The following is a 21,816-nucleotide window of genomic DNA, read 5'->3' as shown; positions in this document are numbered from 1 at the left end:
GACGAGCCCATGACCGGCATCCTCACCTTCGAGAACGTCTCGAAGACGTTCCCGGCCGCAGGCCGAGGGCCCGCAGTCACCGCGCTCGACGGAGTCGACCTCTCCGTCGAGCGCGGGTCCATCGTCGGAGTGATCGGGTACTCCGGCGCCGGCAAGTCCACGCTCGTGCGCCTCATCAACGGCCTCGAGAAGCCCACCGCCGGGACGGTGACGGCGCTGGGCGCCGATATCGGCCGCGCCTCCGAGGGGGAGCTGCGCGCTCTGCGCGGTCGGATCGGGATGATCTTCCAGCAGTTCAACCTCTTCGCCTCGCGCACCGTGCGCGGCAACGTCGCCTATCCGCTGCGCGTGGCCGGGTGGAAGAAGGCCGACATCGCGGCGCGCGTCACCGAGCTGCTCGACTTCGTCGGCATCGGGGACAAGGCCGACCGCTACCCGCGTTCCCTGTCGGGCGGGCAGAAGCAGCGGCTGGGAATCGCGCGTGCCATCGCGACGAACCCCGAGCTGCTCCTCGCCGACGAGGCCACCAGCGCGCTCGACCCGCAGACGACCGCCGAGGTCCTGTCTCTGCTGCGGGAGATCAACCGCACGCTGGGGATCACGATCGTCGTCATCACCCACCAGATCTCCGTCGTGCACGAGCTGTGCGACCAGGTGATCGTGATGGAGGGCGGCCGCGTCGTCGACAGCGGCGACACCTACCGCGTCTTCGCGCACCCCCGCGCAGCACTCACCGAGCGGTTCGTGAGGGCCGTGACCCAGGGAGTCCCGACGGGGGATACCCGCGACGCGCTCCTCTCCGGCGGAGGCGCACTCCTCAGCGTCGACGTGAACGAGTTCACGAGCGAGGACGTCGATGCCATCTTCGAGAAGCACGGCATCCGTCGCTCCGTCGTCTTCGGCGGCGTCACCGATATCCGCGGTCGTCAGCTCGGCACCCTCACGTACCGGGTTCACGCCGAAGCGGATGCGGTGACCGCGGTCGTCGCGGAGCTCTCCGAACGCACCGCGGTGCAGCGGCTCGCAGCCGAGGCTGCCGCATGAGCGGCGTGCGCCCGGGCGCCGACTGGGGCTCGCTCACCCCGGTGCTCCTGGAATCGATCCAGGAGACGATCTACATGGTCGTCGTCACCCTCCTCATCGGCGGGATCGCAGGGCTGCTGATCGGCGCCGTGCTCTATGCGACGCGACCCGGCAACCTGTTCGGCAACCGTGCCGTGTTCCACACGGTCAACATCGTCATCAACCTCGTGCGGCCGATTCCGTTCATCATCTTCCTGACCGCCGTCGGCCCGCTGACGAAGGTCATCGCCGGAACGACCCTCGGAACCGAGGCGGCGATCGTGCCGATGACGATCATGGCGGCCGTCGTGATCGGCCGCGTCGTCGAGCAGAACCTCGTCGCCGTCGATCCGGGCGTCGTCGAAGCGGCCCTCGCCATCGGCGCGAAGCGCGTCGCCGTGCTGTTCGGCGTCGTGATCCCCGAGGCGCTGGCGCCGCTGATCCTCGGCTACACGTTCATGTTCATCGCGGTCGTCGACATGTCCGCCATGGCCGGCTACATCGGCGGCGGCGGGCTCGGCAACTTCGCGATCATCTACGGATACCAGCAGTTCGACCAGCAGGTCACCTGGGTCACAGTCGCGATCGTCATCGTCATCGTGCAGGTCGGGCAGCTCCTCGGCAACTGGCTCGCCCAGCGCGTACTGCGCCGTTAGGGGAGCTCTACCAGCGGGTGCCGGCGACGGCCGCCGTGATGAGGATCGGGCGATGATCGCTCGAACGCTGAGGCAGGGTCTGGATGCTGTCGATCGTGAAGCCGTCGGAGGTAGCGAAGTCGTAGTGCCCCTTGAACACCCGGTAGCGCGTGTAGGTGCGGTCGTCACTGAGCGTCAGCGTGTATCCGTGCTCGCGCACATTCTGGCTGAGGTTCTCCTTGAACACCGGATAGTTGTAGTCGCCGACCATGAGGATGGGCCGGCCCGGGCCCATGGTCTCCAGCTCGCTCAGCGCGGCGCGGATCTGATTGCGACGCAGGGAGTTCAGGGCCGTGAGGGGCGCCGCATGGAACGAGGCGATGATGAGCTCTCCGCCGTCGTCGATATCACGTAGGCGCACACCCAGCACGCGCTCATGCGCGGGCCGCAGCACCCGGTCGTGCAACGACTTCTTCAGCCCGAACGTGCGGATCTGCTGCAGCTGGAACGTGTTCGCCCGGAAGTACACGGCGAGCCCCAGACGGTTGCCCTGGGTGGCATCGGCGAGTACGAGCCCGCCGATCTCCTCGGGCAGCGCCGACACATCGCACTCCTGAAGGCAGAGCACGTCCGGAGCATGCTCGGCCGCGAGCTTCTCGAGCTCGGTCGCAGCACGATGCTTGCGCAGGTTGTACGAGATGACCTTCATCCCGCCCAGGCTAGTGCGTCTCGGCGGGGAGCGGGGTGCGAGAAGCGCAGCCCCGCGTCACTCGCTGTCGCGGCGCGCACGCGTCTGCTCGGCGCGGGCACCGAGCAGATCGACAGCCGGGTAACCGACCTCGGTGAGCGTCAGGCCGCGGGCCGCGAGCACAGGGAAAGCGCTCGTTCGTGCGAGGGCATCCCGCAGCACGACGAGATCCGAGACGTCCAGGCGCTCCTGTCCGACCGCGGCGCACGCACCCACGAGCGCGCGCACCATGCTGTGGCAGAACGCATCGGCCTTCACCTCGGCGATGAGCACCCCCTCATCGTCGCGCCGCCACCGGTAGTCCAGCAGTGTGCGGATCGTCGTTCCCTCATCGCGCGGCTTGCAGTACGCCGCGAAGTCATGCAGGCCGATGAGGGAGCGTGCCGCGGCATCCATCGCCTCGACGTCCAGATCGCCGCGGATCCGCGTGGTGTCGAGCCGGCGGGCGGGGTCATAACCGGAGGCATCGTCGCCGAGCCGGTAACGGTAGCGCCGCCAGACCGCCGAGAACCGGGCGTCGAAGCCGTCGTCCGCCACCGAGCTGCGATGCACCGTGACATCGGGGTACGAGCCCAACACGCCGCGCATGCGATGAGCGATCGTTCCCGCAGGGTCCTCGGCCGCGCGGCCGTGCCGCGAGGTGATGCGCGCCCACTGCGCCTCGTCGAGATCGACGTGCGCGACCTGGCCGGAGGCATGCACCCCGGCATCCGTGCGCCCGGCGACGACGAAGCGCACATCGGAGCCGACGATGCGCGCGAGGGCCGCTTCGAGCGTGCCCTGCACCGTGCGCAGTCCCGGTTGCGCCGCCCACCCGCGGAAGTTCGTCCCGTCATAGGCGATATCCAGCCTGATCCTCACCCGATAAGCCTAGACTGGCGGCTTTGCACCCTGCGTCCTGACCGGTGCGACCCTCTTCCATGACGATGACCAGCCAGAATTCCCCTGCGCGTTTCGCGGGCCTCGACGGCCTGCGTGCGATCGCCGTCGTCCTCGTGCTCGTCTATCACCTGTTCCCGGGCTCGCCCCTGCGCGGTGGTTTCGTCGGCGTCGACGTCTTCTTCGTGATCAGCGGATTCCTCATCACCTCGCTTCTGCTGCGGCCATCGCGCGCGGGGGCTCTGGGGTCGAGGCGGAGATTGGTCGACTTCTGGCGGCGACGCGCTCGCCGCCTGCTGCCGGCGCTCGCCGTCGTCGTCACGGTCTGCGCCACCGCAGCATGGGTGATCGGCGGCGACGTCCTCGTCGGCATGGGCCGCCAGGTTCTGGGCTCCGCGACATTCAGCTACAACTGGCTGGCGATCGCTGATGACTCGGACTACTTCGCGGCGACCGCGCCGGAACTGTTCCGCAACTTCTGGTCCCTCGCCGTCGAGGAGCAGTTCTACCTCGTCTGGCCGCTGCTGCTGCCGCTGATCATGCTCATCCCAGGCCGCTGGTCCCGGATCGCCCTTGTTCTCCTGCTCGGCGCCGGCTCGGCCGTGTGGATGGCCGCGCTTGTCGCCGACGGCGACGTCACCCGCGCCTATTTCGGCACCGGCTCGCATGCGTTCGGAATTCTCCTCGGCATCGCCCTGGCCTTCGTGATGACGGGCGTGCCGGATCGCTCGTGGATGCGCACGCGAAAGGCCCGCGCGGGGTCTTTGCTCGTCGGCCTCGCCGGGGTCGGCCTGATCGTGCTGGCGGCGCTGCGCGCCGAGACCCCGGATGCCGCGACCTTCCCCGGTGCGCTGCTGATGGCCTCCGCGGGGTCGGCGCTCGCGATCGTCGCCGGCATCGGGCCGGGATCGTGGTTCGGGAGGGCATTGGATGCCGCGCCGCTGAAGTGGATCGGCGACCGCTCCTACGGCATCTACCTCTGGCACTGGCCCGTGCTGGTACTCGTCCTCGTCGCCACGCGGGGCTTCGGGCCGGAGGGCGGGGTGCCGCCGCTGGCAGGCTCCGTTGCCCTGGCCATCTCGCTCGCAGCCGCGGAGCTGTCGTACCGGTACGTCGAGCAGCCGCTGCGTCGGCACGGCTTCCGCGGGTCGTTCGGGATCCTCCGCCGGCGCATGGCGGGAACGCCGAAGGCACGGATGACCGGACTCGCCGCCGTGACGATAGCCGCAGTCATGCTCGCGGGCACGGCCGCATCGATCGCGACGGCACCACGGGTAACGTCGGCCGCCGCCGCGATCGACCGCGGCGCGCAGGCGGTGGAGGATGCCCCCGCGGAGGACGACGACCCGTTGCCGGCGGCCGAGGACCCTGCACCGATCGCGGTGCCCGCGGGGGAGCAGATCACCGCGATCGGTGACTCCGTCATGCTCGCCTCCGCGCCCTCGCTCATGGAGCGGTTCCCGGGCATCGCCGTCGAAGCCGAGGTCTCCCGCTCCGTCTGGGCCGGCCCCGAGATCCTGCGGGCGATGGCCGATCGCGGCGAGCTGCGAGAGAACGTCGTCGTCGCACTCGGCACGAACGGCCCCGTCGAGCGATCCGTGCTCCAGGAGATGGCGCAGATCATCGGGCGCGACCGGACTCTGGTGCTGGTGAACGCGCATGCTCCCCGCGAGTGGATCCCCGGTGTCAACGCCGAACTGTCCTCGTTCGCGCGAGGACGCCCCGGGGTCGGGATCGCCGACTGGGACGCGGCGATCGGGGCGCAGGAGAGTCTGCTCGCCGACGACGGCATCCACCCCGGCACGGCCGGCGGCGACGTCTTCGCCGAAACGGTGCACGGAGCCTTCGAAGCCATGGAGCGCGAGCGCATCCGGGCCGAAGAGAGGCTGGAGCTGGCCCCTTCCGGACGGGCGCCGCGCGTGCCGTTCCCGGAGTGAGCCGAACCGGGGGTCTGGATTCCGGGCGTGTCGACGATCAGGAACGTCTGCTATGCATCGGGGATGTTTTCGCGCCCCTCCCCAATCTGCGCTCATGGACACCTCAGCCGCCACCCCCAACCCCCATGGTGATTTCACCCGCGGGGAGGCGGATTTGCCCCGATGACGTGTGCCGCCGTCCGGCGTGCATTCCATCGCCTTGAGAAAGAAGAGTATGTACGAACAATCTTTGCGCGTCCACTCTCCACGAGGAGGAACCCGCACCCTGCGCACGTGGATCGGAGCGGTGCTGGCCATGGTGCTGGCCGTCGCCGGTCTCATCGCGCTTCCCGCAACCGCCGGTGCCGCTGTGCCGGGCGTACGAGTGACCACCGGCGTCACCGATGGCCAGATCGTGGACGCGGACGGCGAGACGCCGTACACGTTCACCTTCCAGTACCCGGATAATGTCGCATCCGGTGCCGTCGCCGAGATCGCGATTCCGGAGGGGGTTCGGATTCCGAACGTTCCTGCGGGCAACGAATCCATCGACTCAATCGAGATCGTCGACGGAGTCCTCCAGATCACCTTCAAGAGCAGCGGGCAGCTCAGCCAGGGCATCCTGCGATTCGACTACGTCGTCGATGAACCGGAGACCGGCTCCGGCCCCGCAGATCTCACCTGGAATGTCGACGGCACTCCGCACACGAACAACGTCATCCTGCTTGCGGGCGACGACGAGCAGCGGCCCGATCTCGGGTCCGCGGTAACGAAGGGTGTCGCCTCGAACTCGCTTCAGAGCTACCTGCTCAGCAGCCGGGGCGTCATCTCCCTGAAGGCGGGCGTCGAAGATGCCCGCGTCGACTACATCATCTCGATCGATAGTCTCGAGGCCCGGCAGGGCATCCAGATCGCCGATATTCCCGACGAGTTCCTCGTCGTCGACCTCGGTTCCATCGCGGCGACCGTCACGACCTGGGATGCGAACGGCCTCAACAAGACGGACACCCCGCTCGCTGCGACGCCGGTGGCATCCGGCGGCGGATTCGTCTTCGACGACGTCGATCTTCCCGCGAACTCGCGCGTGACGATCACCTATCAGGCGAAGCTCGACCTCGACCGCACGGACGATCTGGTCGCAGACCTGCAAGCCAAGGCGGATGCGCTTCCCGAAGCCGGCGGAACCTTCACGCTCGATCTGGACAACACGGCCCGGGTCACGGGCTCGGAGGATGCCGTCGCCACGCTGACGTTGCAGGAACGCGTCGTGGGCGGCACGGGCGGCCCCAACCTCAGCGGCGTGTTCGGAAAGACCAGCAGCCTGCGTCCGAGCAGTGCTCAGAGCTACACGAAGATCGAGGTCGATGACGCAGGGAATCTGGTGACGCCGCTCGACATCACCTACTCCCTCAAGTACGACCTGCGGCCGTTCGCCGGATACGGCGGCGATGAGCACGCTCTGACCGACAACTTCGTGATGACGGATACCCTCGCCACGCAGAGCATCTGGCTCGCGGAGGACGCGGACTTCCTCACCACCCGGAGCGGCGCCGTGATCACCCGTGCCGCGGACGGCATCTCCGACGCGGACTTCCGCGGCAACGAGTATGTGGGCACCTTCACCCTCGACGGTCAGAAACTGCGCATCAACGTCGGCCAGGACGCGACGGCGACCGACGTCATCGACGTCAAGGCGCAGATCATCAGCGTCGCCGGCATCCCCGCGGTGTCGAACCCGAGCGAGTTCACCCCCGCCGAGACGCTCTACGACGGGCCGGTCAATATCGGTTACTTCACGTACCAGCCCGGCGCGCAGGTCAACTCGAACAGGTCGACCACGACGCAGGCGCTCTACGTGCAGAAGGATCTCAGCAACGGGCTCGATGACCGTGCGGCGTTCGGCAAGTCGGTCGGCTCGGAAGAGACGAAGATCGATCCCGCGACCGGCGTCGGTCTCGTGCCGTTCGTGTTCACCACCGGACAGGACCGACTCGACGTCACCAAGTCGCGCCTCGTCGATATCATCGATCACTCGGTCTTCGATGTCACTGAGAACACTCTTGACCAGATTGCGGCGAGCATCAGCGGCACCTTCGGCGCCGTGACGCTCGCGCCGGAGATGTTCGATGTCTCCCTCGATGCCGAGGGGAACCTCGTCATCGAGCCCAACGCGAACCTGGTGGGGGCAATGGGCGCGGAGGCTAACCCCAGGGCGGCCATGACGCTGCGTCTGGAGATCCCGACCAACCCGGTCGAGGGCAAGGAGACCCTCGACTTCGTCAACACGGCCAACCTGTACGGCACGGACGAGATCGTCGAGTTCTGGACTTCCCAGGCCACCGGATACGCCACTTCGTACGGTGCCGAGATGGAGGTCGCTAAGGCCCTGTACGATGCAGGGAGCTGGACCGACGAGATGCGCGTTGAACTGGACGAGGAGGGGGACCTCCTCGAGGACGAGTTCATCTACCGAATCCAGCTGCGCCCGCACGGCGGATACAACGGTGTGGAGATCTACGCCGTCGAGGACGTCCTGCCGGAGGGGATGGAGTTCCTCGGGTTCGTGTCCGATGGCGACCTCGAGACCGGAGTGATCGATGAGGAGTCGACGCGCGCCGCACAGCTCGAGATGGGTGGGAACCTCCGGGCCGACTGGGACGCCGAGAACGGGACGTTGACGATTCAGCAGTCCCCGGGCACGGTGCTCGACACCACAACCCCCCTCTCGGTCAACTTCAAGGTGCGCCTCGACGACTTCGAGCCGGGCATCGGCGTCGTGAACACCGCGGCAGGGTCCTCGGCGACGATCATCCCGGGTGAGGATCCCGAGGTCCCCGGTGAGGACCCCGAGGTCCCCGGTGAGGACCCCGAGGTTCCCACTGAGGAGCCGGAGGATCCCACTGAGGACCCCGAGGTTCCCACTGAGGAGCCGGAGATTCCCACTGAGAACCCGGACGTCTCGGATGACGGCTCTGCTGAAGAGCCCGAAGCCGTCGAAGCCGGTGACGAGGATCTCGCCACGACGGGCTCCGATACGCCGTGGCTGCTGATCGGCGGAGGCCTGTTCGCGCTGCTCATGGGCATCGCACTGATGGCTGTGCGCCGGATCCGCTCCAACTGACCCCCGCGGAACGCGCCTCGGGAACATCGCCCTGTGATGCTCCCGAGGCGCGTTTTGCCGTGTGGGCGCAGATGGCGTAAGCTATCACTTTGGTACTCGACTGCCGAGTGCCGCGAACGTGAGCCCTCCACTGGCGTGTTCCCCGCAGAAGCCGAGTTCTTCTCAGCATCTGCGGGCCAGAACCCCCCGGAGTGGGATTCACGAACTCCTCCGTTCGAACAAGAAAGCAGCACTATCGTGACGCGCACTTACTCCCCGAAGGCCGGGCAGGTCCAGCGTGACTGGGTCGTCATCGACGCAACCGATGTCGTCCTCGGCCGCCTCGCCTCGCACGCTGCAGCGCTCCTGCGCGGCAAGCACAAGCCCACCTTCTCCAACCACATCGACAGCGGCGACTTCGTCGTCATCGTGAACGCCGACAAGGTCGCGCTCACGGGACAGAAGCTGCAGAAGAAGATGGCTTACCGTCACTCGGGCTACCCGGGTGGTCTGACGGCCGTCTCCTACGCCGAGCTGCTCGAGAAGAACCCGGTCCGCGCTGTCGAGAAGGCCGTCCGCGGCATGCTCCCCAAGAACAGCCTCGGCCGCCAGCAGCTGTCCAAGCTCAAGGTGTACACCGGCGCTGAGCACCCGCACTCCGCTCAGCAGCCCCAGACCTACACCCTCGACCAGGTCGCCCAGTAAGCGCCGCAAAGATCACTAAGGACACTCTCGTGGCTGACACTCAGGACACCATCGAAACCCCTCAGAACTACTCGACCTCCACCCCGGAGACCGCGGCGACCGAGGCGGCTCCCCGCCCCGTCCTCAACGTCTCGGGTGCGGCCGTGGGTCGTCGCAAGCAGGCCATCGCCCGCGTGCGCGTCATCCCCGGCTCGGGCGTCGTCACGGTCAACGGCCGTGCGCTCGAGGACTACTTCCCGAACAAGCTGCACCAGCAGCTGATCAACGACCCGTTCACGGCGCTCAACCTCGCCGGCGCATACGACGTCATCGCCCGCATCTCGGGCGGCGGCGACTCGGGCCAGGCCGGCGCGCTGCGCCTGGGCATCGCCCGTGCGCTCAACGAGATCGACGTCGAGAACAACCGCCCGACCCTGAAGAAGGCCGGCTTCCTCTCGCGCGACGCGCGCATCAAGGAGCGCAAGAAGGCCGGACTCAAGAAGGCCCGCAAGGCGCCTCAGTACTCGAAGCGTTAAGGTCCAGCGGGACCATGCCGCTTTTCGGCACGGACGGCGTGCGAGGACTTGCCAATGGCATCCTCACCGCCGATCTCGCGCTCACCCTGGCCCAGGCGACTGCTGTCGTCCTGGGCCAGGGCCGTACTGCAGAGGCACGCAAGGCCGAGGGAAAGCGGCTTTCCGCCGTCGTCGCCCGCGACCCGCGGATCTCCGGAGAATTCCTGGTCGCCGCCGTTTCGGCGGGACTGGCCGCATCCGGCGTCGATGTCCTCGATGCCGGTGTCATCCCGACTCCGGCCCTGGCCTTCCTCGTCGCCGATCACGACGCAGATTTCGGCGTGATGGTCTCCGCGTCGCACAACCCGGCGCCGGATAACGGCATCAAGATCTTCGCCCGTGGCGGCGTGAAGCTCCCCGACGAGGTCGAGGCGCGAATCGAAGCCGCGATGAGCGGCGACATGCTGCTCCCCACCGGTGAGGGCGTCGGACGCATCCAGCGTTTCTCGGACGCCGAGGATCGCTACAAGCTGCATCTGCTCGGCTCGTTGCCGCATTCCCTCGACGGCATCCACGTCGTCCTCGACTGCGCGCACGGCGCGGCATCCGGTGTCTCACCCGAGACGTTCCGCACCGCGGGCGCAGAGGTCACCGTCATCGGTGCTGAGCCCGATGGCATCAACATCAACGACGGTGTCGGATCGACCCACCTCGACAACCTCGCCGAGGCCGTGGTCCGGTTGGGCGCCGACGTCGGCATCGCGCACGACGGCGACGCCGACCGCTGCCTGGCGGTCGACGCCGACGGTAACACGATCGACGGCGACCAGATCATGGCCGTCCTCGCCGTGGCGATGAAGGAGCGCGGCCACCTCGCCGACGACACGCTCGTCGCGACCGTCATGAGCAACCTCGGTCTGCACATGGCCATGAAGGAGCACGGCATCGCCGTGCGTCAGACGGCCGTCGGCGACCGCTACGTGCTCGAAGACATGAATGCGGGCGGATACTCGCTCGGCGGCGAGCAGTCCGGCCATGTCATCATGAGCGAGTTCGCGACGACCGGAGACGGCCTGCTCTCGGGCCTCCACCTGGTCGCCGAGATGGCGCGGCAGAAGAAGACGCTCGCCGAGCTCGCGTCCGTCATGACCGTCTACCCGCAGGTGCTCATCAACGTGCGCGGGGTCGACAAGGATCGCGTCGCCGACGACGAGGGCGTGCAGAGCGCGGTCGCGTCGGTTGAAGCCGAGCTGGGCGAGACCGGTCGCGTGCTGCTGCGCAAGTCCGGCACCGAGCCGCTCGTGCGGGTCATGGTCGAAGCGGCGGATGCCGAGTCCGCGCAGTCGTATGCCGAGAAGCTCGCCGACGTCGTCCGCGACCGGCTGGCGCTCTGACACGCGGCACCGTCACACGCAGATATCGGGCGACATCGCCCGGTCGGATGATTCCGGCCGAACGGTCTCGCCCGATTCGTGTTTCCGGCTTCGATGCGGAGTCTCAGATCCCGACGCCGCCCCAGCTCATCGACTCGGTGTAGCGCACGAGAACGCCCTCGCGCAGCGCCCAGGGCGACACCTCGAGCTCGTCGAGGTCGAGCATCTTCATCGCGGTGTGCAGCGATACCGCGGCCGCGACGATCTGGAAGGTGCGGTCGGGGGTGATCCCGGGAAGCTCCTGGCGGGCGGATGCCGGGATGCGGGCGAGCCGAGGGATCCAGGATTTCAACGCGGAGCGCGACATCACGGTGCGGTCGAATCCGAGCCCGGAGACCTCGCGCCCGGCCAGGTTCGCGAGCGACCGGATGGCCTTGGATGAGCCGATGATGTGGTCCGGGCGGGGGAGGGCGTTGAGCTTCGCGACGACGGGGGCGAGCGTCGCACGGGCGTGAGCGCGCAGGTTCGCGACCGCATCCTCGCCGGGAGGGTCCTGGGGCAGGTATTCGATCGTCATGCGTCCGGCGCCGAGGGCGACGGATTCGGCGATCTCCGGGGTCTCGTCCTCGCCGGCGGAGAACTCGAACGAGCCGCCGCCGATGTCGAGCAGAAGGATGCGCCCGGCATCCCACCCGAACCACCGGCGCACCGCGAGGAAGGTCAACTCCGCCTCCTGCACACCGGTGAGCACCTGCAGGGGCTGGCCGAGGGCTGCCTCGATGCGGGCGATCACCTCGTCGCCGTTGACGGCATCGCGCACGGCGCTCGTGGCGGTCGCGAGCAGCGTCTCGACCCGCTCGGCCTCGGCGGCGGCGCGTGCGCGGGAGACTGCCGCTTCGAGGGCGCGGATGCCCTCCTCGCTGATGGCGCCCTCGGGGGTCAGGAACCGCATGAGTCGCACGACCGTGCGGTCGCTCGTCGTCGCGTGCGGGCGCCCGCCGGGACGCGCCTGCGCCGTGAGCAGATGGACGGTGTTGGAGCCGATGTCGAGGATTCCGAGTCGCACGGAACGAGACTACGCGCATGCGCGCCATTACGATGGATGCCGTGACCTCCGTCGACGCCGCGCTGCCCCTCTCGCCCTACCGTGAGATCGGGCGGGCGGAATGGGCGCGCCTCGCCGCGGGCCTGGACCAGCCGCTGAGCGAGACGGAGTTAGTGGAGATCCGGGGCATCGGAGACCGACTCGACCTCACAGAGGTGCAGGAGGTCTATCTGCCGCTGAGCCGACTGCTGAGCCTGTACGCGACGGCGACCAAGCAGCTCGGAGCAGCCACCAGCAGCTTCCTCGATGAGGACGACGCGACGACGCCCTTCGTCGTGGGGGTGGCGGGCTCCGTGGCGGTCGGGAAGTCGACGATCGCGCGTCTGCTGCGCGAGCTCATGAGCCGTTGGCCGGGAACCCCGCGGGTCGAGCTCGTCACGACCGACGGCTTCCTCTATTCCAATGCCGAGCTCGAGCGGCGCGGGCTCATGGAGCGCAAGGGCTTCCCGGAATCCTACGATCGGCGCGCGCTGATCGAATTCCTGACCGCGGTCAAATCCGGCGTTCCGGAGGTCCGGGCGCCCTTCTATTCGCACATGCGGTACGACATCATCCCGGATGCGCACGTCGTGGTCCGCCGCCCCGATGTCGTGATCGTCGAGGGGCTCAACGTGCTGCAGCCGCCGCCGGCCCCGAACGATGTGGCGGTCAGCGATCTGTTCGACTTCTCGGTGTTCGTCGACGCCGATACCTCTCATATCGAGAACTGGTACGTGTCGCGGTTCCTGGCGCTGCGCCAGGGGGCGTTCACGAACCCCTCGTCCTACTTCAACGTGTTCGCGCACCTGACGGACGATGAGGCCCGCACCGCAGCCCTCGGATATTGGAACGACATCAACATGCCGAACCTCGTCGAGAACGTCATGCCGACCAAGCACCGCGCCTCCCTCGTGCTCAACAAGGGCAGTGATCACAACGTCGAGAGCGTCCTGCTGCGCAAGCTCTGATCCGAGGCCCGACGGCGCGTCGTGAAGCGGGCGTAGTGCGCAGTATTTCGTTCGGAATCCTTGCAAAATGCGGCGTTTATTCTGGACGTTATGTGTGGAATCGTCGGATACGTGGGCCCTCGCCCCAGCCAGGACATCCTGATCGCCGGACTCGCCCGCCTCGAGTACCGCGGGTACGACTCGGCGGGAGTCGCCGTCATCGACGACACCGGCCAGCTCGGGATGCGCAAGAAGGCCGGCAAGCTCAATGCGCTGCGCGATTCGCTCGCCGAATCGCCGCTCGGCGACGGCATGACCGGCATCGGCCACACCCGCTGGGCGACGCACGGCGGCCCCACGGATCTGAACGCGCACCCCCACCTCGCCGATGACGGCAAGCTCGCGGTGATCCACAACGGCATCATCGAGAACTTCTCGGCGCTGCGCGAAGAGCTGCTCGCCGACGGCGTCGTCTTCCTCAGCGAGACCGACACCGAGGTGGCCGCGGCCCTCCTCGGGCGGGAGTACACGCGCACCGGTGACCTGCAGGCCGCGTTCCGCGCTGTCGTCAACCGTCTCGAGGGTGCCTTCACGCTCCTCGCCATGCACGAGGACCACCCGGGGCTCGTCGTCGCGGCCCGGCGCAACTCGCCCCTGGTCATCGGCCTCGGCGAGGGGGAGAACTTCCTTGGCTCCGACGTCGCGGCGTTCATCGAGCACACGCGCAAGGCCCTCGCGATCGGTCAGGACCAGATCGTCGCGATCACCCCCACCGCCGTCACGGTGACGGATTTCTCCGGAGTCCCGGTCGAAGCGGAGCCCTTCGACGTCTCCTGGGACGCCGCCGCCGCCGAGAAGGGCGGCTGGCCGTCCTTCATGGCGAAGGAGGTCGCGGAGCAGCCCGAGGCCGTCGCCAACACGATCCGCGGGCGGGTTCACGAGGGAGCCGTCGTGATCCCCGAGCTCGACGGGCTCGACGATCTGTTCCTCGGCATCAACCGTGTGATCATCACGGCCTGCGGAACGGCATCCTATGCAGCCCTCGTCGGCAAATACGCGATCGAGCAGTGGGCGCGCATCGCCACCGATGTCGAGCTCGCGCACGAGTTCCGCTACCGTGACCCCGTCATCGGCGACGACACGCTCGTCATCTCGATCAGCCAGTCCGGCGAGACGATGGACACGCTGATGGCCGTCAAGTACGCCCGCGAGCGCGGCGCCCGCACCCTGTCGGTCTGCAACACGCAGGGCGCGACGATCCCGCGCGAATCGGATGCCGTCGTCTACACGCACGCCGGCCCCGAGGTCGCCGTGGCGTCCACCAAGGCATTCTCGGCTCAGATCACCGCACTGCTGCTGCTCGGCCTGCACATGGGCCGCGTGCGCCGGACGCTGGCCGATGAGACCGCGGTCGCGGAGCTGACCGAGCTCCCCGCGAAGATCGCCCGCGTGCTCGAGGAGGAGAGCGAGCACGTCTCGCAGCTGGCCGGCTGGATGGCCGACACCCGCTCGGTGCTGTTCCTCGGCCGTCACGTCGGATACCCGATCGCGCTCGAGGGCGCGCTCAAGCTCAAGGAGATCTCGTACATCCACGCCGAGGGCTTCGCCGCGGGTGAGCTCAAGCACGGCCCGATCGCCCTGATCGAGCCCGGACAGCCGGTGTTCGTGCTCCTGCCGTCGCCGCGGCACTCGGCGCTCATCCACTCCAAGGTCGTCTCGAACATCCAGGAGATCCGCGCGCGCGGCGCCCGTGTGATCGCGATCGCCGAAGAGGGGGATGCCGCGGTGCTGCCGTTCGCCGACGAGGTGATCCGCATTCCGCTGGCGGGAGCCCTGTTCGAGCCGGTGCTCAACGTCGTGCCGCTGCAGATCTTCGCGATGGCGCTCGCCACCGCGAAGGGCCTCGACGTCGACCAGCCGCGCAACCTCGCGAAGTCCGTCACGGTCGAGTGACCCGGACACCGACACATGTCAGCGGATCCGACACTTGTCGGTCGGGATGGGCAGGATGCCCCGGCATCCGTCATTTCGACTGACAAGTGTCCGCGGCCCGAGCTAAGCCAGAGCGCGCCCCAGCGCCGCGATGATGGCGGCGGCGACCCGTGGCCAGTCGTGCAGCAGGAGCGCGTAGTCGAAGCGCAGCGTCTCGTATCCGCGGGCGGATGCTTCGGCGTCTCGGACGAGGTCGCGGTGACGGCGTTCCGCACCGCGGTGGTTCAGCGCACCATCGACCTCGATGATCAGCCGACCGCCGACGACGAAGTCCACCCGGCCGACGCCGCCAATCTCGACCTGGGAATCGAGCACGAGTCCCAGAAGATGCAAACGGAACCGGAGCACCGACTCGAGGCCGCTCCCGGCATCCGCGCGCGCCAGGTTCAGGACCCAGTGCGCTGATCTCGGGAGGGCCTGGCGGATCCGCCGGCGATCAGACGCGGACACCAGACGGAGGTTCCAGGCGGATTCGTAGGCGGCGAAGAAAGCTTCGCCGGACAGACATCGAAAAGCGGATATCAGCGCGGTGGCGGCGGACGCGATGCCAATTCCGGCGGGTCCATCTCCGTAATGGGCCACGCAGAAGCAGCCAGAGTGCGGGTGACGCCGGGCGGCCGTCCCCATCCAGACATGCACCATGGCATCCGGATCGGGCAGCACCCAGACACCGCGCGCGCGAAGGGCAGCAGCGCAGGTGAGCTCGCCGCCATGGGCCGCGGCGGTCCGGATGGCGTCATCGACGGCGGGCAGGGCATAGACACCGGTGCGGATACGGAGGATGCTTCCGGCGGTCGCCGCATCGGCGAGCTGCTGGCGCGTGCATCCGTATTTTTGGAGAAGCGATCCTCGGGCGATGCCGTCGAAGTGCGCAAGCAGCGCGGCGGGGGTGAACATGCTGCGATACTCGCCGAGGCCGGGGCTCCGGTTGCGATGATCCACAGCCGGGCAGTCGCGATTGCGATTGTGCAGAACGAGTGACCCCGGCTCCGCCCGGACACTTGTCAGCGGATCCGACACTTGTCGGTCGGGATGGGCAGGATGCCCCGGCATCCGTCATTTCGACTGACAAGTGTCCGCGGCCCGAGCGGGCGAGTATCGGCAAGACGGGCGGGGTGGGAGAGCAGGCGGCAGGACGGAGAGCAGAAGGCGCCGACCCGGGGTCCCGTACAGCACGCGAGTAGGCTGGAAGGGTGATCATCGGGACAGGCATCGACCTCGTCGATATACCGCGGTTCGAGCAGACCATGGCCCGCACCCCGCGGTTGATGCAGAGGCTCTTCGCCCCGTCGGAGCGGACTCTGAAGCTCGCGTCGCTCGCGGCCCGCTACGCCGCGAAGGAAGCGCTGATTAAGGCCCTCGGCGGCTCGGACGGCGTGCACTGGACCGAGATCGAGATCGCCTCGGAGGAGTCCGGTAAACCGCACTTCCGCCTGTCGGGCACGACGGCCGCGGTCGTTCGAGACCGGGGCATCATGAACCTCCACCTGACCATCTCGCACGACGCCGGGCTCGCCACGGCCTTCGTCGTCGCCGAAGGGAATCCGCTGTGACCGCCCCGTTCCGCGAAGCACGCATCGACCTCGAAGCAGTCGCCGACAACACCCGTCACCTGCACAGGCTGACGGGCGTCGAGGTGATCGCGGTCGTGAAGGCCAACGCCTATGGTCATGGCGCGGCCTCCGTCGCGGTGGCCGCGCTCTCGGGCGGGGCGACGCGCCTCGGCGTCGCCGAGATCCCGGAGGCGATCGATCTGCGCCTGCAGGGGATCACCGCGCCGATCCTGGCGTGGCTGCATGCGCCGGATGAGACGTTCGACACGGCCGCGGCGATGAACATCGAGGTCGGCATCTCGTCGTTCGATCAGCTCATGGCGGTGGATGCCGCGGCAGCCCGCGCAGCGACGACGATCGGGGTGCACATCAAGCTCGAGACGGGTCTTTCGCGCAACGGGGTCGCGCCGAATGATTGGATGCGGGTGTTCGCTGAGGCTGCACGTCTGGAGCGCATCGGCCGCATCCGCATCGTCGGGATCTTCAGCCACCTGTCGACGACGTCGCTCGAGGATGACCGTGCGGCGCTCGCCGTGTTCGAGCGGGGAGTCGCCGCGGCGGCGGCGCAGGGGGTTCACCCCGAGATCCGGCACATCGCCGCGACGGGGGCGGCGATCGATCTGCCGGAGGCGCGGCTCGACGCCGTGCGCATCGGTCTGGGGCTGTACGGGCTGTCCCCGTTCGATCGGCGCTCCTCGTCGGATCTGGGGTTGCGCCCGGCCATGACGCTGCGTGCCGCGGTCGCCGCGGTGCGCCGGGTCCCGGCCGGTGCCGGGATCTCCTACGGCTACACGCATCGCACGGCGGAGGAGACCACGCTGGCTCTGGTGCCGCTGGGCTACGCGGATGGCATCCCGCGCCAAGCGTCGGGCACGGGGCCGGTGATGATCAATGGCCGCCGGTTCACGGTCGCGGGCCGCATCGCGATGGATCAGTTCGTCATCGATGTGGGAGACGCCCCGGTAGCGGTCGGTGACGAGGTCGTGCTCTTCGGTGATCCGACGCTCGGCGCTCCGGCGGCGACGCAGTGGGCGGATGCTGCGGACACCATCAACTACGAGATCGTGACGCGCATCGGCAACCGTGTTCCGAGGAGGGGCGTATGAGCGTGGATCCTGCTTTTCTCGGTCGGCGCGAGATCGCGACGTCGGAGGAGATGGAGCGTCTGGGCTTCCTGATCGGAGAGCAGCTCACGGCGGGTGATCTGCTGGTGCTCACCGGGCCGCTCGGCGCGGGGAAGACGACGTTCACGCGTGGGCTCGCCGAAGGGCTGGGAGTGCGCGGCCCGGTGCAGAGTCCGACGTTCGTGATCGCGCGCACGCATCCTTCGCTCGTCGGGGGCGCGCCGCTGGTGCACGTCGACGCCTACCGGTTGGGCTCGGCCGCGGAGCTCGACGACCTCGATGTCGATCTGTCCGGGTCGGTCGTGGTGGTCGAATGGGGTCGTGAGATGGCTTCGGCGATCGCCGATTCGTGGTGGGACATCGAGCTGGAGCGTCCGGTCGGGCGCGCCGATGATGGCGTCGCGGATGAGGATCTGGATGCCGACGCACCCCGCGTCGTGACGGTGCAGCACGTCGGACTCTAAGCGCGCGGTCTTCTGGGCGACTACCCTGGAGAGGTGATTCTTGCCGTCGACACCTCGCTGGGAACCGCCGTCGCGCTGATCGAAGCCGATGGGGCGGTGCAAGCTCTGGCTGAGAGCCCGAACGCTCTGGGCCACGCCGAGGTCATCGGCACGCTGCTCGAACAGGTCGTGGGCGCGGATGCCATCACACATGTCGTCGCCGGTATGGGGCCGGGCCCGTTCACGGGTCTGCGGATCGGCATCGCCACAGCGCGCGCGTTCGCTGTCGGCCGCGGGCTGCCGGTTGTCGCGGTGCCGAGCCACTTCGGTGCCGCTCTGGCGATCATCCAGAACGAGGCGCCCGAGACCCGGTTCGCGATCGTGACGGATGCGCGCCGTCGTGAGGTCGCGATCAGCATCTTCGATGGCCTGGATGCCGACGGCATCCCGAACCTCGTCGAGCGCACGGTGCTCGTGCCGCGCTCGGAGTCCGAGGAGAAGCTCGCGGGGATCCACGCGATCGAGGTCGCCACTCTCGACGGGGCCGCCCTCGCCCGGGTCGGCGCTCGCGCCGTCGCCGCGGGGCGTCAGCTCGCCGACGCCGAACCGCTCTACCTGCGGCAGCCCGATGTGACGGTTCCCGGCGCACCGAAGCGCGTGAGCTGAATGACGATCCGCACCGCGACCGGAGATGATCTCGACGCCATCATGGCGATCGAGCGCGCTTCCTTCCCGACCGACGCCTGGAGCGCCGAGTCGATGGCGGCCGAGCTCGTCACGAATTACAGCCACTACGTCGTGGACGAGGATGCCGGTGAGATCATCGGCTATGCGGGGCTGCGGGCGATCCGCGGCAGTGCGGATGCCGATGTCCAGACCATCGCTCTCACGGCCTCGCGTCGCGGCGAGGGACGCGGGCGGGCCCTTCTGCGCACGCTGCTGGCGGAGGCCGTCGAGCGCCGTTCCCGTGAGGTATTCCTCGAGGTTCGCGCCGACAACCCCGGGGCGGAGGCGCTGTACGCCTCGGAGGGCTTCGAGGAGATCGGCCGTCGCCCGCGGTACTACCAGCCCGATGACGTGGATGCTGTGATCATGAAGCTCGACCTGCGCGGATGGGCGCGGGCGCAGGAGGAGAAGGCATGAGCGAACCGCTGGTTCTCGGCATCGAGACGAGCTGCGACGAGACGGGCATCGGCATCGTCCGGGGGCGCACGCTGCTGTCGAACACGATCGCCTCGAGCATGGACGAGCACGCCCGTTACGGCGGGGTCGTCCCCGAAGTCGCCGCGCGCGCCCACCTCGAGGCGCTGCAACCGTCGATCCGGGCGGCGCTCGCCGAAGCATCCGTCACTCTCGATGAACTCGATGCGATCGCCGTGACGAGCGGCCCGGGGCTGGCCGGTGCCCTCATGGTCGGCGTCGGCGCGGCGAAGGGGCTGGCCGTCTCTCTCGGCAAGCCGCTGTACGCCGTCAACCACCTCGTGGGCCACATCGCCGCCGATATCGTCACCCCCGACTCCGAGCCTCTCGAATACCCGACGATCGCGCTGCTCGTCTCGGGCGGGCACACCTCTCTCCTGCACGTGCGCGACTTGACGACGGATGTCGAGCTGCTCGGCGAGACGATCGACGACGCTGCGGGGGAGGCGTTCGACAAGGTCGCACGACTCCTGTCGCTGCCGTATCCGGGCGGCCCGCAGATCGACAGGGCTGCGCTCGACGGCGACCCGAAGGCGATCCGTTTCCCGCGGGGCCTGTCGAAGGCCTCCGATATGGCCAAGCACCGCTACGACTTCTCGTTCTCCGGTCTCAAGACCGCTGTCGCCCGCTGGGTGGAGCGCTGCGAGGCCGAGGGGCGAGAGGTCCCGGTCGCCGATGTCGCCGCGAGCTTCCGCGAAGCGGTCGTCGATGTGCTCGTGACCAAGGCGCTCGATGCCTGTGCGGAGCGCGGCGTTCCGCGTCTGCTGCTCGGCGGCGGCGTCATCGCGAACAAGCGTCTGCGGGAGGTCGCGATCGAACGTGCCGCAGCCGCCGGCGTGACGGTGCGGATTCCTCCGCTGTCGCTGTGCACCGATAATGGGGCCATGATCGCCGCGCTCGCCGCTGACCTCATCGCCTCCGGTCGGCGTCCGTCGACGCTCGCCTTCGGCGCCGATTCCACGTTGCCCGTCACCGAGATCCAGGTCGCCGAAAGGCCGGACTGATGAGCGAGCCGTCCGAAGCGCGGAAGATCGAGGGGGCCGCCCCCGAGGTCGAGGCGGTGCCCGGCACGACGCGTGTGCCCGGGGCGCCGCGGACCGGATACACGCAGCTGCCGACCGGACCGGTCGGCGTCGAGCCCGTCATCGCGACGGGCCCCGATGACACCGCCGGGCAGCCCACCGTGCAGTGGGCGCCGAACGATCTGCTCATCGCGGAGGACAACACGCGTCTGGCGCCCTGGGCCCTCGTCGCGGCGATCGTCGCGCTGATCGCCTCCTGGTTCGTCGGCTGGGGCATCCCGCTCGCCGTCGTCGCGGTCGTCGCGGCGATCATGTCGCTGCGCCGGGCCGTCGAATCGCGCTCGATCGCGCTCTGGGCGCTGGTGCTCGGCATCGCGGCGACGATCTTCAGCCTCGGCTGGTTGCTGTGGGCCGCGCAACAGTACGAGAAGCTCGGGTAGGTGCTCGGGTGAGCACGGACGAGTCCGCAGAGCTGAGGACGCTGCAGGCGAGAGTATTCGGCCGCGATGGCACGGCGACCGACGCCGACCGTGCGCGGCTGGATGAGCTCATGGGGCGCTCGGTGCCGATGCCTCCGGTTCTTGAGCCCGTTCCGGCCTCGGAGGAGGTCATGGTCGTTGCGCCGGTCGAGACGCCTGCGGATGCTGAGGCTGCTGAGCCCTCGGAGGATTCCGCCTTCGGCGCATCCGTCACCCTTGCGGCGCCTCACCGTCCGCTCTTCGCCCGTGGGCCCGTGCTCGCCGGGATCGGGCTGCTCGCCGGATTCGCTCTGGGCTGGCTGGCCTTCGGATGGGACACAGCGGGATTCCTGCTGAACCTCGAGAACGCCGAGACCCGTGCCGAGCTCGAGGCGAGCGGCGATTATGACCCCGGCTCGGTCGTCGCGGTGGGGGCCCAGTACGGCGCGGTCGGGTGGCTCGCGACGGCGGACGACGGGGCGCTCGAGTGCGCGATCGCGACGGCCGGCGACCGGGTGACGGAGCAGTGCCTGCACGCCGACGAGATCGATGATATCGACGGCCAGGGGTACCTCGGCGGCTCCGTCTTCGTCCCTTCCGAGGACGGCGCGGAGCTCAACGTCGCCTTCTGGATGGCGCCGGGCCTCGGCGGTGAACGGGTGGCTCTCTTTCAGAAATGGGACACGCAGACCTATGACTGGACGGACCAGTTCACCGACGACGAGGTCGCCAGCGCCATCACGATCTCCGCAGCATTCGACCTTGACCCGCAGGAGCTGCAGCTGATCGGCTACGACGGAGACTCCCCGGTCTGGGCCGCCTGGGGGAACCTGGGCTATTGCGTGATGGCCGACGGCGACGACGGCGCCTTCCAGGCGTGCAGCGACATGGAGGACGGCGGCGACATCGTGCTCGAGCAGACCGTGAACGGCGTGCGCACCGAATACACCGTCAGCCGCTATTCGACCGGTAACCCGGTGCTGACGATCACCCGCGTGCAGGACGCGACGGAGTATTTCCTCGACCCCGACGAGAGCACGCCCATCGACGAGACGACCGCCGAGATCGCCGGCTGATCGAC

Annotated in this window: 21 protein-coding genes; 17 read left to right on the top strand and 4 right to left on the bottom strand. The window is 68.4% G+C overall.

Going from position 1 to position 21,816, the window contains the following annotated elements; genetic code table 11:
* Positions 1 to 9: 9 nt before the first annotated feature.
* Both Q0Z66_RS05090 and Q0Z66_RS05085 read left to right on the top strand, forming a co-directional pair.
* Positions 10 to 1,044 (top strand): methionine ABC transporter ATP-binding protein, encoded by a 1,035-nt coding sequence (locus Q0Z66_RS05090; RefSeq protein WP_298038510.1) that lies wholly within the window; start codon positions 10 to 12, stop codon positions 1,042 to 1,044.
* The gene (locus Q0Z66_RS05085) at positions 1,041 to 1,718 is read left to right on the top strand and encodes a methionine ABC transporter permease (RefSeq protein ID WP_298038508.1); all 678 of its coding nucleotides are present in this window, start codon (positions 1,041 to 1,043) and stop codon (positions 1,716 to 1,718) included. Before Q0Z66_RS05090 ends, Q0Z66_RS05085 begins: the two co-directional genes overlap by 4 nt.
* 7 nt (positions 1,719 to 1,725) lie before the next feature.
* Here Q0Z66_RS05085 and Q0Z66_RS05080 read toward each other — a convergent pair whose 3' ends face one another.
* A complete protein-coding gene (locus Q0Z66_RS05080) occupies positions 1,726 to 2,406 on the bottom strand; it encodes an endonuclease/exonuclease/phosphatase family protein (protein ID WP_298038506.1) in 681 nt (226 codons plus the stop codon).
* A 57-nt stretch (positions 2,407 to 2,463) separates the two neighbouring features.
* Entirely contained in the window at positions 2,464 to 3,306 is an 843-nt protein-coding gene (truA, locus tag Q0Z66_RS05075) for a tRNA pseudouridine(38-40) synthase TruA (protein WP_298038504.1), read from the bottom strand.
* 65 nt (positions 3,307 to 3,371) lie between these two features.
* Between truA and Q0Z66_RS05070 the strand changes: the two genes are divergently transcribed.
* The 5 genes from Q0Z66_RS05070 to glmM all read left to right on the top strand — a co-directional run bounded on the left by Q0Z66_RS05070 (position 3,372) and on the right by glmM (position 10,933).
* Entirely contained in the window at positions 3,372 to 5,261 is a 1,890-nt protein-coding gene (locus tag Q0Z66_RS05070) for an acyltransferase family protein (RefSeq protein WP_298038502.1), read from the top strand.
* 214 nt (positions 5,262 to 5,475) lie between these two features.
* Complete coding sequence (locus Q0Z66_RS05065; RefSeq protein WP_298038501.1) at positions 5,476 to 8,361, top strand: LPXTG cell wall anchor domain-containing protein; 2,886 nt, start codon at positions 5,476 to 5,478, stop codon at positions 8,359 to 8,361.
* A 237-nt stretch (positions 8,362 to 8,598) separates the two neighbouring features.
* On the top strand, positions 8,599 to 9,045 hold the full coding sequence (gene rplM, locus Q0Z66_RS05060; RefSeq protein ID WP_298038499.1) for a 50S ribosomal protein L13: 447 nt from the start codon (positions 8,599 to 8,601) through the stop codon (positions 9,043 to 9,045).
* Positions 9,046 to 9,074: 29 nt separating this feature from the next.
* Positions 9,075 to 9,560, top strand: a complete 486-nt coding sequence (rpsI, locus tag Q0Z66_RS05055) for a 30S ribosomal protein S9 (RefSeq protein WP_298038498.1) — start codon at positions 9,075 to 9,077, stop codon at positions 9,558 to 9,560.
* 14 nt (positions 9,561 to 9,574) lie between these two features.
* Positions 9,575 to 10,933: a phosphoglucosamine mutase gene (gene glmM, locus Q0Z66_RS05050; RefSeq protein WP_298038495.1), complete on the top strand. Its 1,359-nt coding sequence runs from the start codon at positions 9,575 to 9,577 to the stop codon at positions 10,931 to 10,933.
* Between the two features lie 103 nt (positions 10,934 to 11,036).
* On the opposite strand, the gene Q0Z66_RS05045 is transcribed toward glmM, so the two are convergent.
* Entirely contained in the window at positions 11,037 to 11,978 is a 942-nt protein-coding gene (locus Q0Z66_RS05045) for a Ppx/GppA family phosphatase (protein ID WP_298038493.1), read from the bottom strand.
* A 17-nt stretch (positions 11,979 to 11,995) separates the two neighbouring features.
* On the opposite strand from Q0Z66_RS05045, the gene coaA reads away from it, so the two are divergent.
* Together coaA and glmS are read left to right on the top strand one after the other, a co-directional pair.
* The gene (gene coaA, locus Q0Z66_RS05040) at positions 11,996 to 12,964 is read left to right on the top strand and encodes a type I pantothenate kinase (protein ID WP_298038491.1); all 969 of its coding nucleotides are present in this window, start codon (positions 11,996 to 11,998) and stop codon (positions 12,962 to 12,964) included.
* A 90-nt stretch (positions 12,965 to 13,054) separates the two neighbouring features.
* Positions 13,055 to 14,896 carry a glutamine--fructose-6-phosphate transaminase (isomerizing) gene (gene glmS / locus Q0Z66_RS05035; protein WP_298038490.1) on the top strand — a complete coding sequence of 614 codons (1,842 nt, stop codon included), beginning with the start codon at positions 13,055 to 13,057 and terminating at the stop codon, positions 14,894 to 14,896.
* A 102-nt stretch (positions 14,897 to 14,998) separates the two neighbouring features.
* On the opposite strand, the gene Q0Z66_RS05030 is transcribed toward glmS, so the two are convergent.
* Positions 14,999 to 15,832: a DUF559 domain-containing protein gene (locus tag Q0Z66_RS05030; protein WP_298038488.1), complete on the bottom strand. Its 834-nt coding sequence runs from the start codon at positions 15,830 to 15,832 to the stop codon at positions 14,999 to 15,001.
* Between the two features lie 296 nt (positions 15,833 to 16,128).
* Between Q0Z66_RS05030 and Q0Z66_RS05025 the strand changes: the two genes are divergently transcribed.
* The 8 genes from Q0Z66_RS05025 to Q0Z66_RS04990 are packed head-to-tail and all read left to right on the top strand — an operon-like array spanning position 16,129 to position 21,811.
* Complete coding sequence (locus Q0Z66_RS05025; RefSeq protein ID WP_298038485.1) at positions 16,129 to 16,488, top strand: holo-ACP synthase; 360 nt, start codon at positions 16,129 to 16,131, stop codon at positions 16,486 to 16,488.
* Positions 16,485 to 17,594 carry an alanine racemase gene (alr, locus tag Q0Z66_RS05020; protein WP_298038483.1) on the top strand — a complete coding sequence of 370 codons (1,110 nt, stop codon included), beginning with the start codon at positions 16,485 to 16,487 and terminating at the stop codon, positions 17,592 to 17,594. The genes Q0Z66_RS05025 and alr overlap by 4 nt, the downstream gene beginning before the upstream one ends.
* Positions 17,591 to 18,076 (top strand): tRNA (adenosine(37)-N6)-threonylcarbamoyltransferase complex ATPase subunit type 1 TsaE, encoded by a 486-nt coding sequence (tsaE, locus tag Q0Z66_RS05015; RefSeq protein WP_298038481.1) that lies wholly within the window; start codon positions 17,591 to 17,593, stop codon positions 18,074 to 18,076. Before alr ends, tsaE begins: the two co-directional genes overlap by 4 nt.
* Positions 18,077 to 18,109: 33 nt before the next feature.
* The gene (gene tsaB, locus Q0Z66_RS05010; protein WP_298038479.1) at positions 18,110 to 18,721 is read left to right on the top strand and encodes a tRNA (adenosine(37)-N6)-threonylcarbamoyltransferase complex dimerization subunit type 1 TsaB; all 612 of its coding nucleotides are present in this window, start codon (positions 18,110 to 18,112) and stop codon (positions 18,719 to 18,721) included.
* Positions 18,722 to 19,198, top strand: coding sequence for a ribosomal protein S18-alanine N-acetyltransferase (gene rimI / locus Q0Z66_RS05005; RefSeq protein ID WP_298038477.1), 477 nt, complete (start codon positions 18,722 to 18,724; stop codon positions 19,196 to 19,198).
* Positions 19,195 to 20,259, top strand: a complete 1,065-nt coding sequence (gene tsaD, locus Q0Z66_RS05000; RefSeq protein ID WP_298038474.1) for a tRNA (adenosine(37)-N6)-threonylcarbamoyltransferase complex transferase subunit TsaD — start codon at positions 19,195 to 19,197, stop codon at positions 20,257 to 20,259. Before rimI ends, tsaD begins: the two co-directional genes overlap by 4 nt.
* A complete protein-coding gene (locus tag Q0Z66_RS04995; protein ID WP_298038472.1) occupies positions 20,259 to 20,717 on the top strand; it encodes a hypothetical protein in 459 nt (152 codons plus the stop codon). The genes tsaD and Q0Z66_RS04995 overlap by 1 nt, the downstream gene beginning before the upstream one ends.
* A gap of 8 nt (positions 20,718 to 20,725) precedes the next feature.
* Positions 20,726 to 21,811 (top strand): hypothetical protein, encoded by a 1,086-nt coding sequence (locus tag Q0Z66_RS04990; protein WP_298038470.1) that lies wholly within the window; start codon positions 20,726 to 20,728, stop codon positions 21,809 to 21,811.
* Positions 21,812 to 21,816: the final 5 nt, after the last annotated feature.

The organism is uncultured Microbacterium sp. (genome assembly GCF_947632095.1).
In the GTDB taxonomy this organism is placed as follows: Bacteria; Actinomycetota; Actinomycetes; order Actinomycetales; family Microbacteriaceae; genus Microbacterium.
This window is presented reverse-complemented; position numbering and strand designations above follow the sequence as displayed.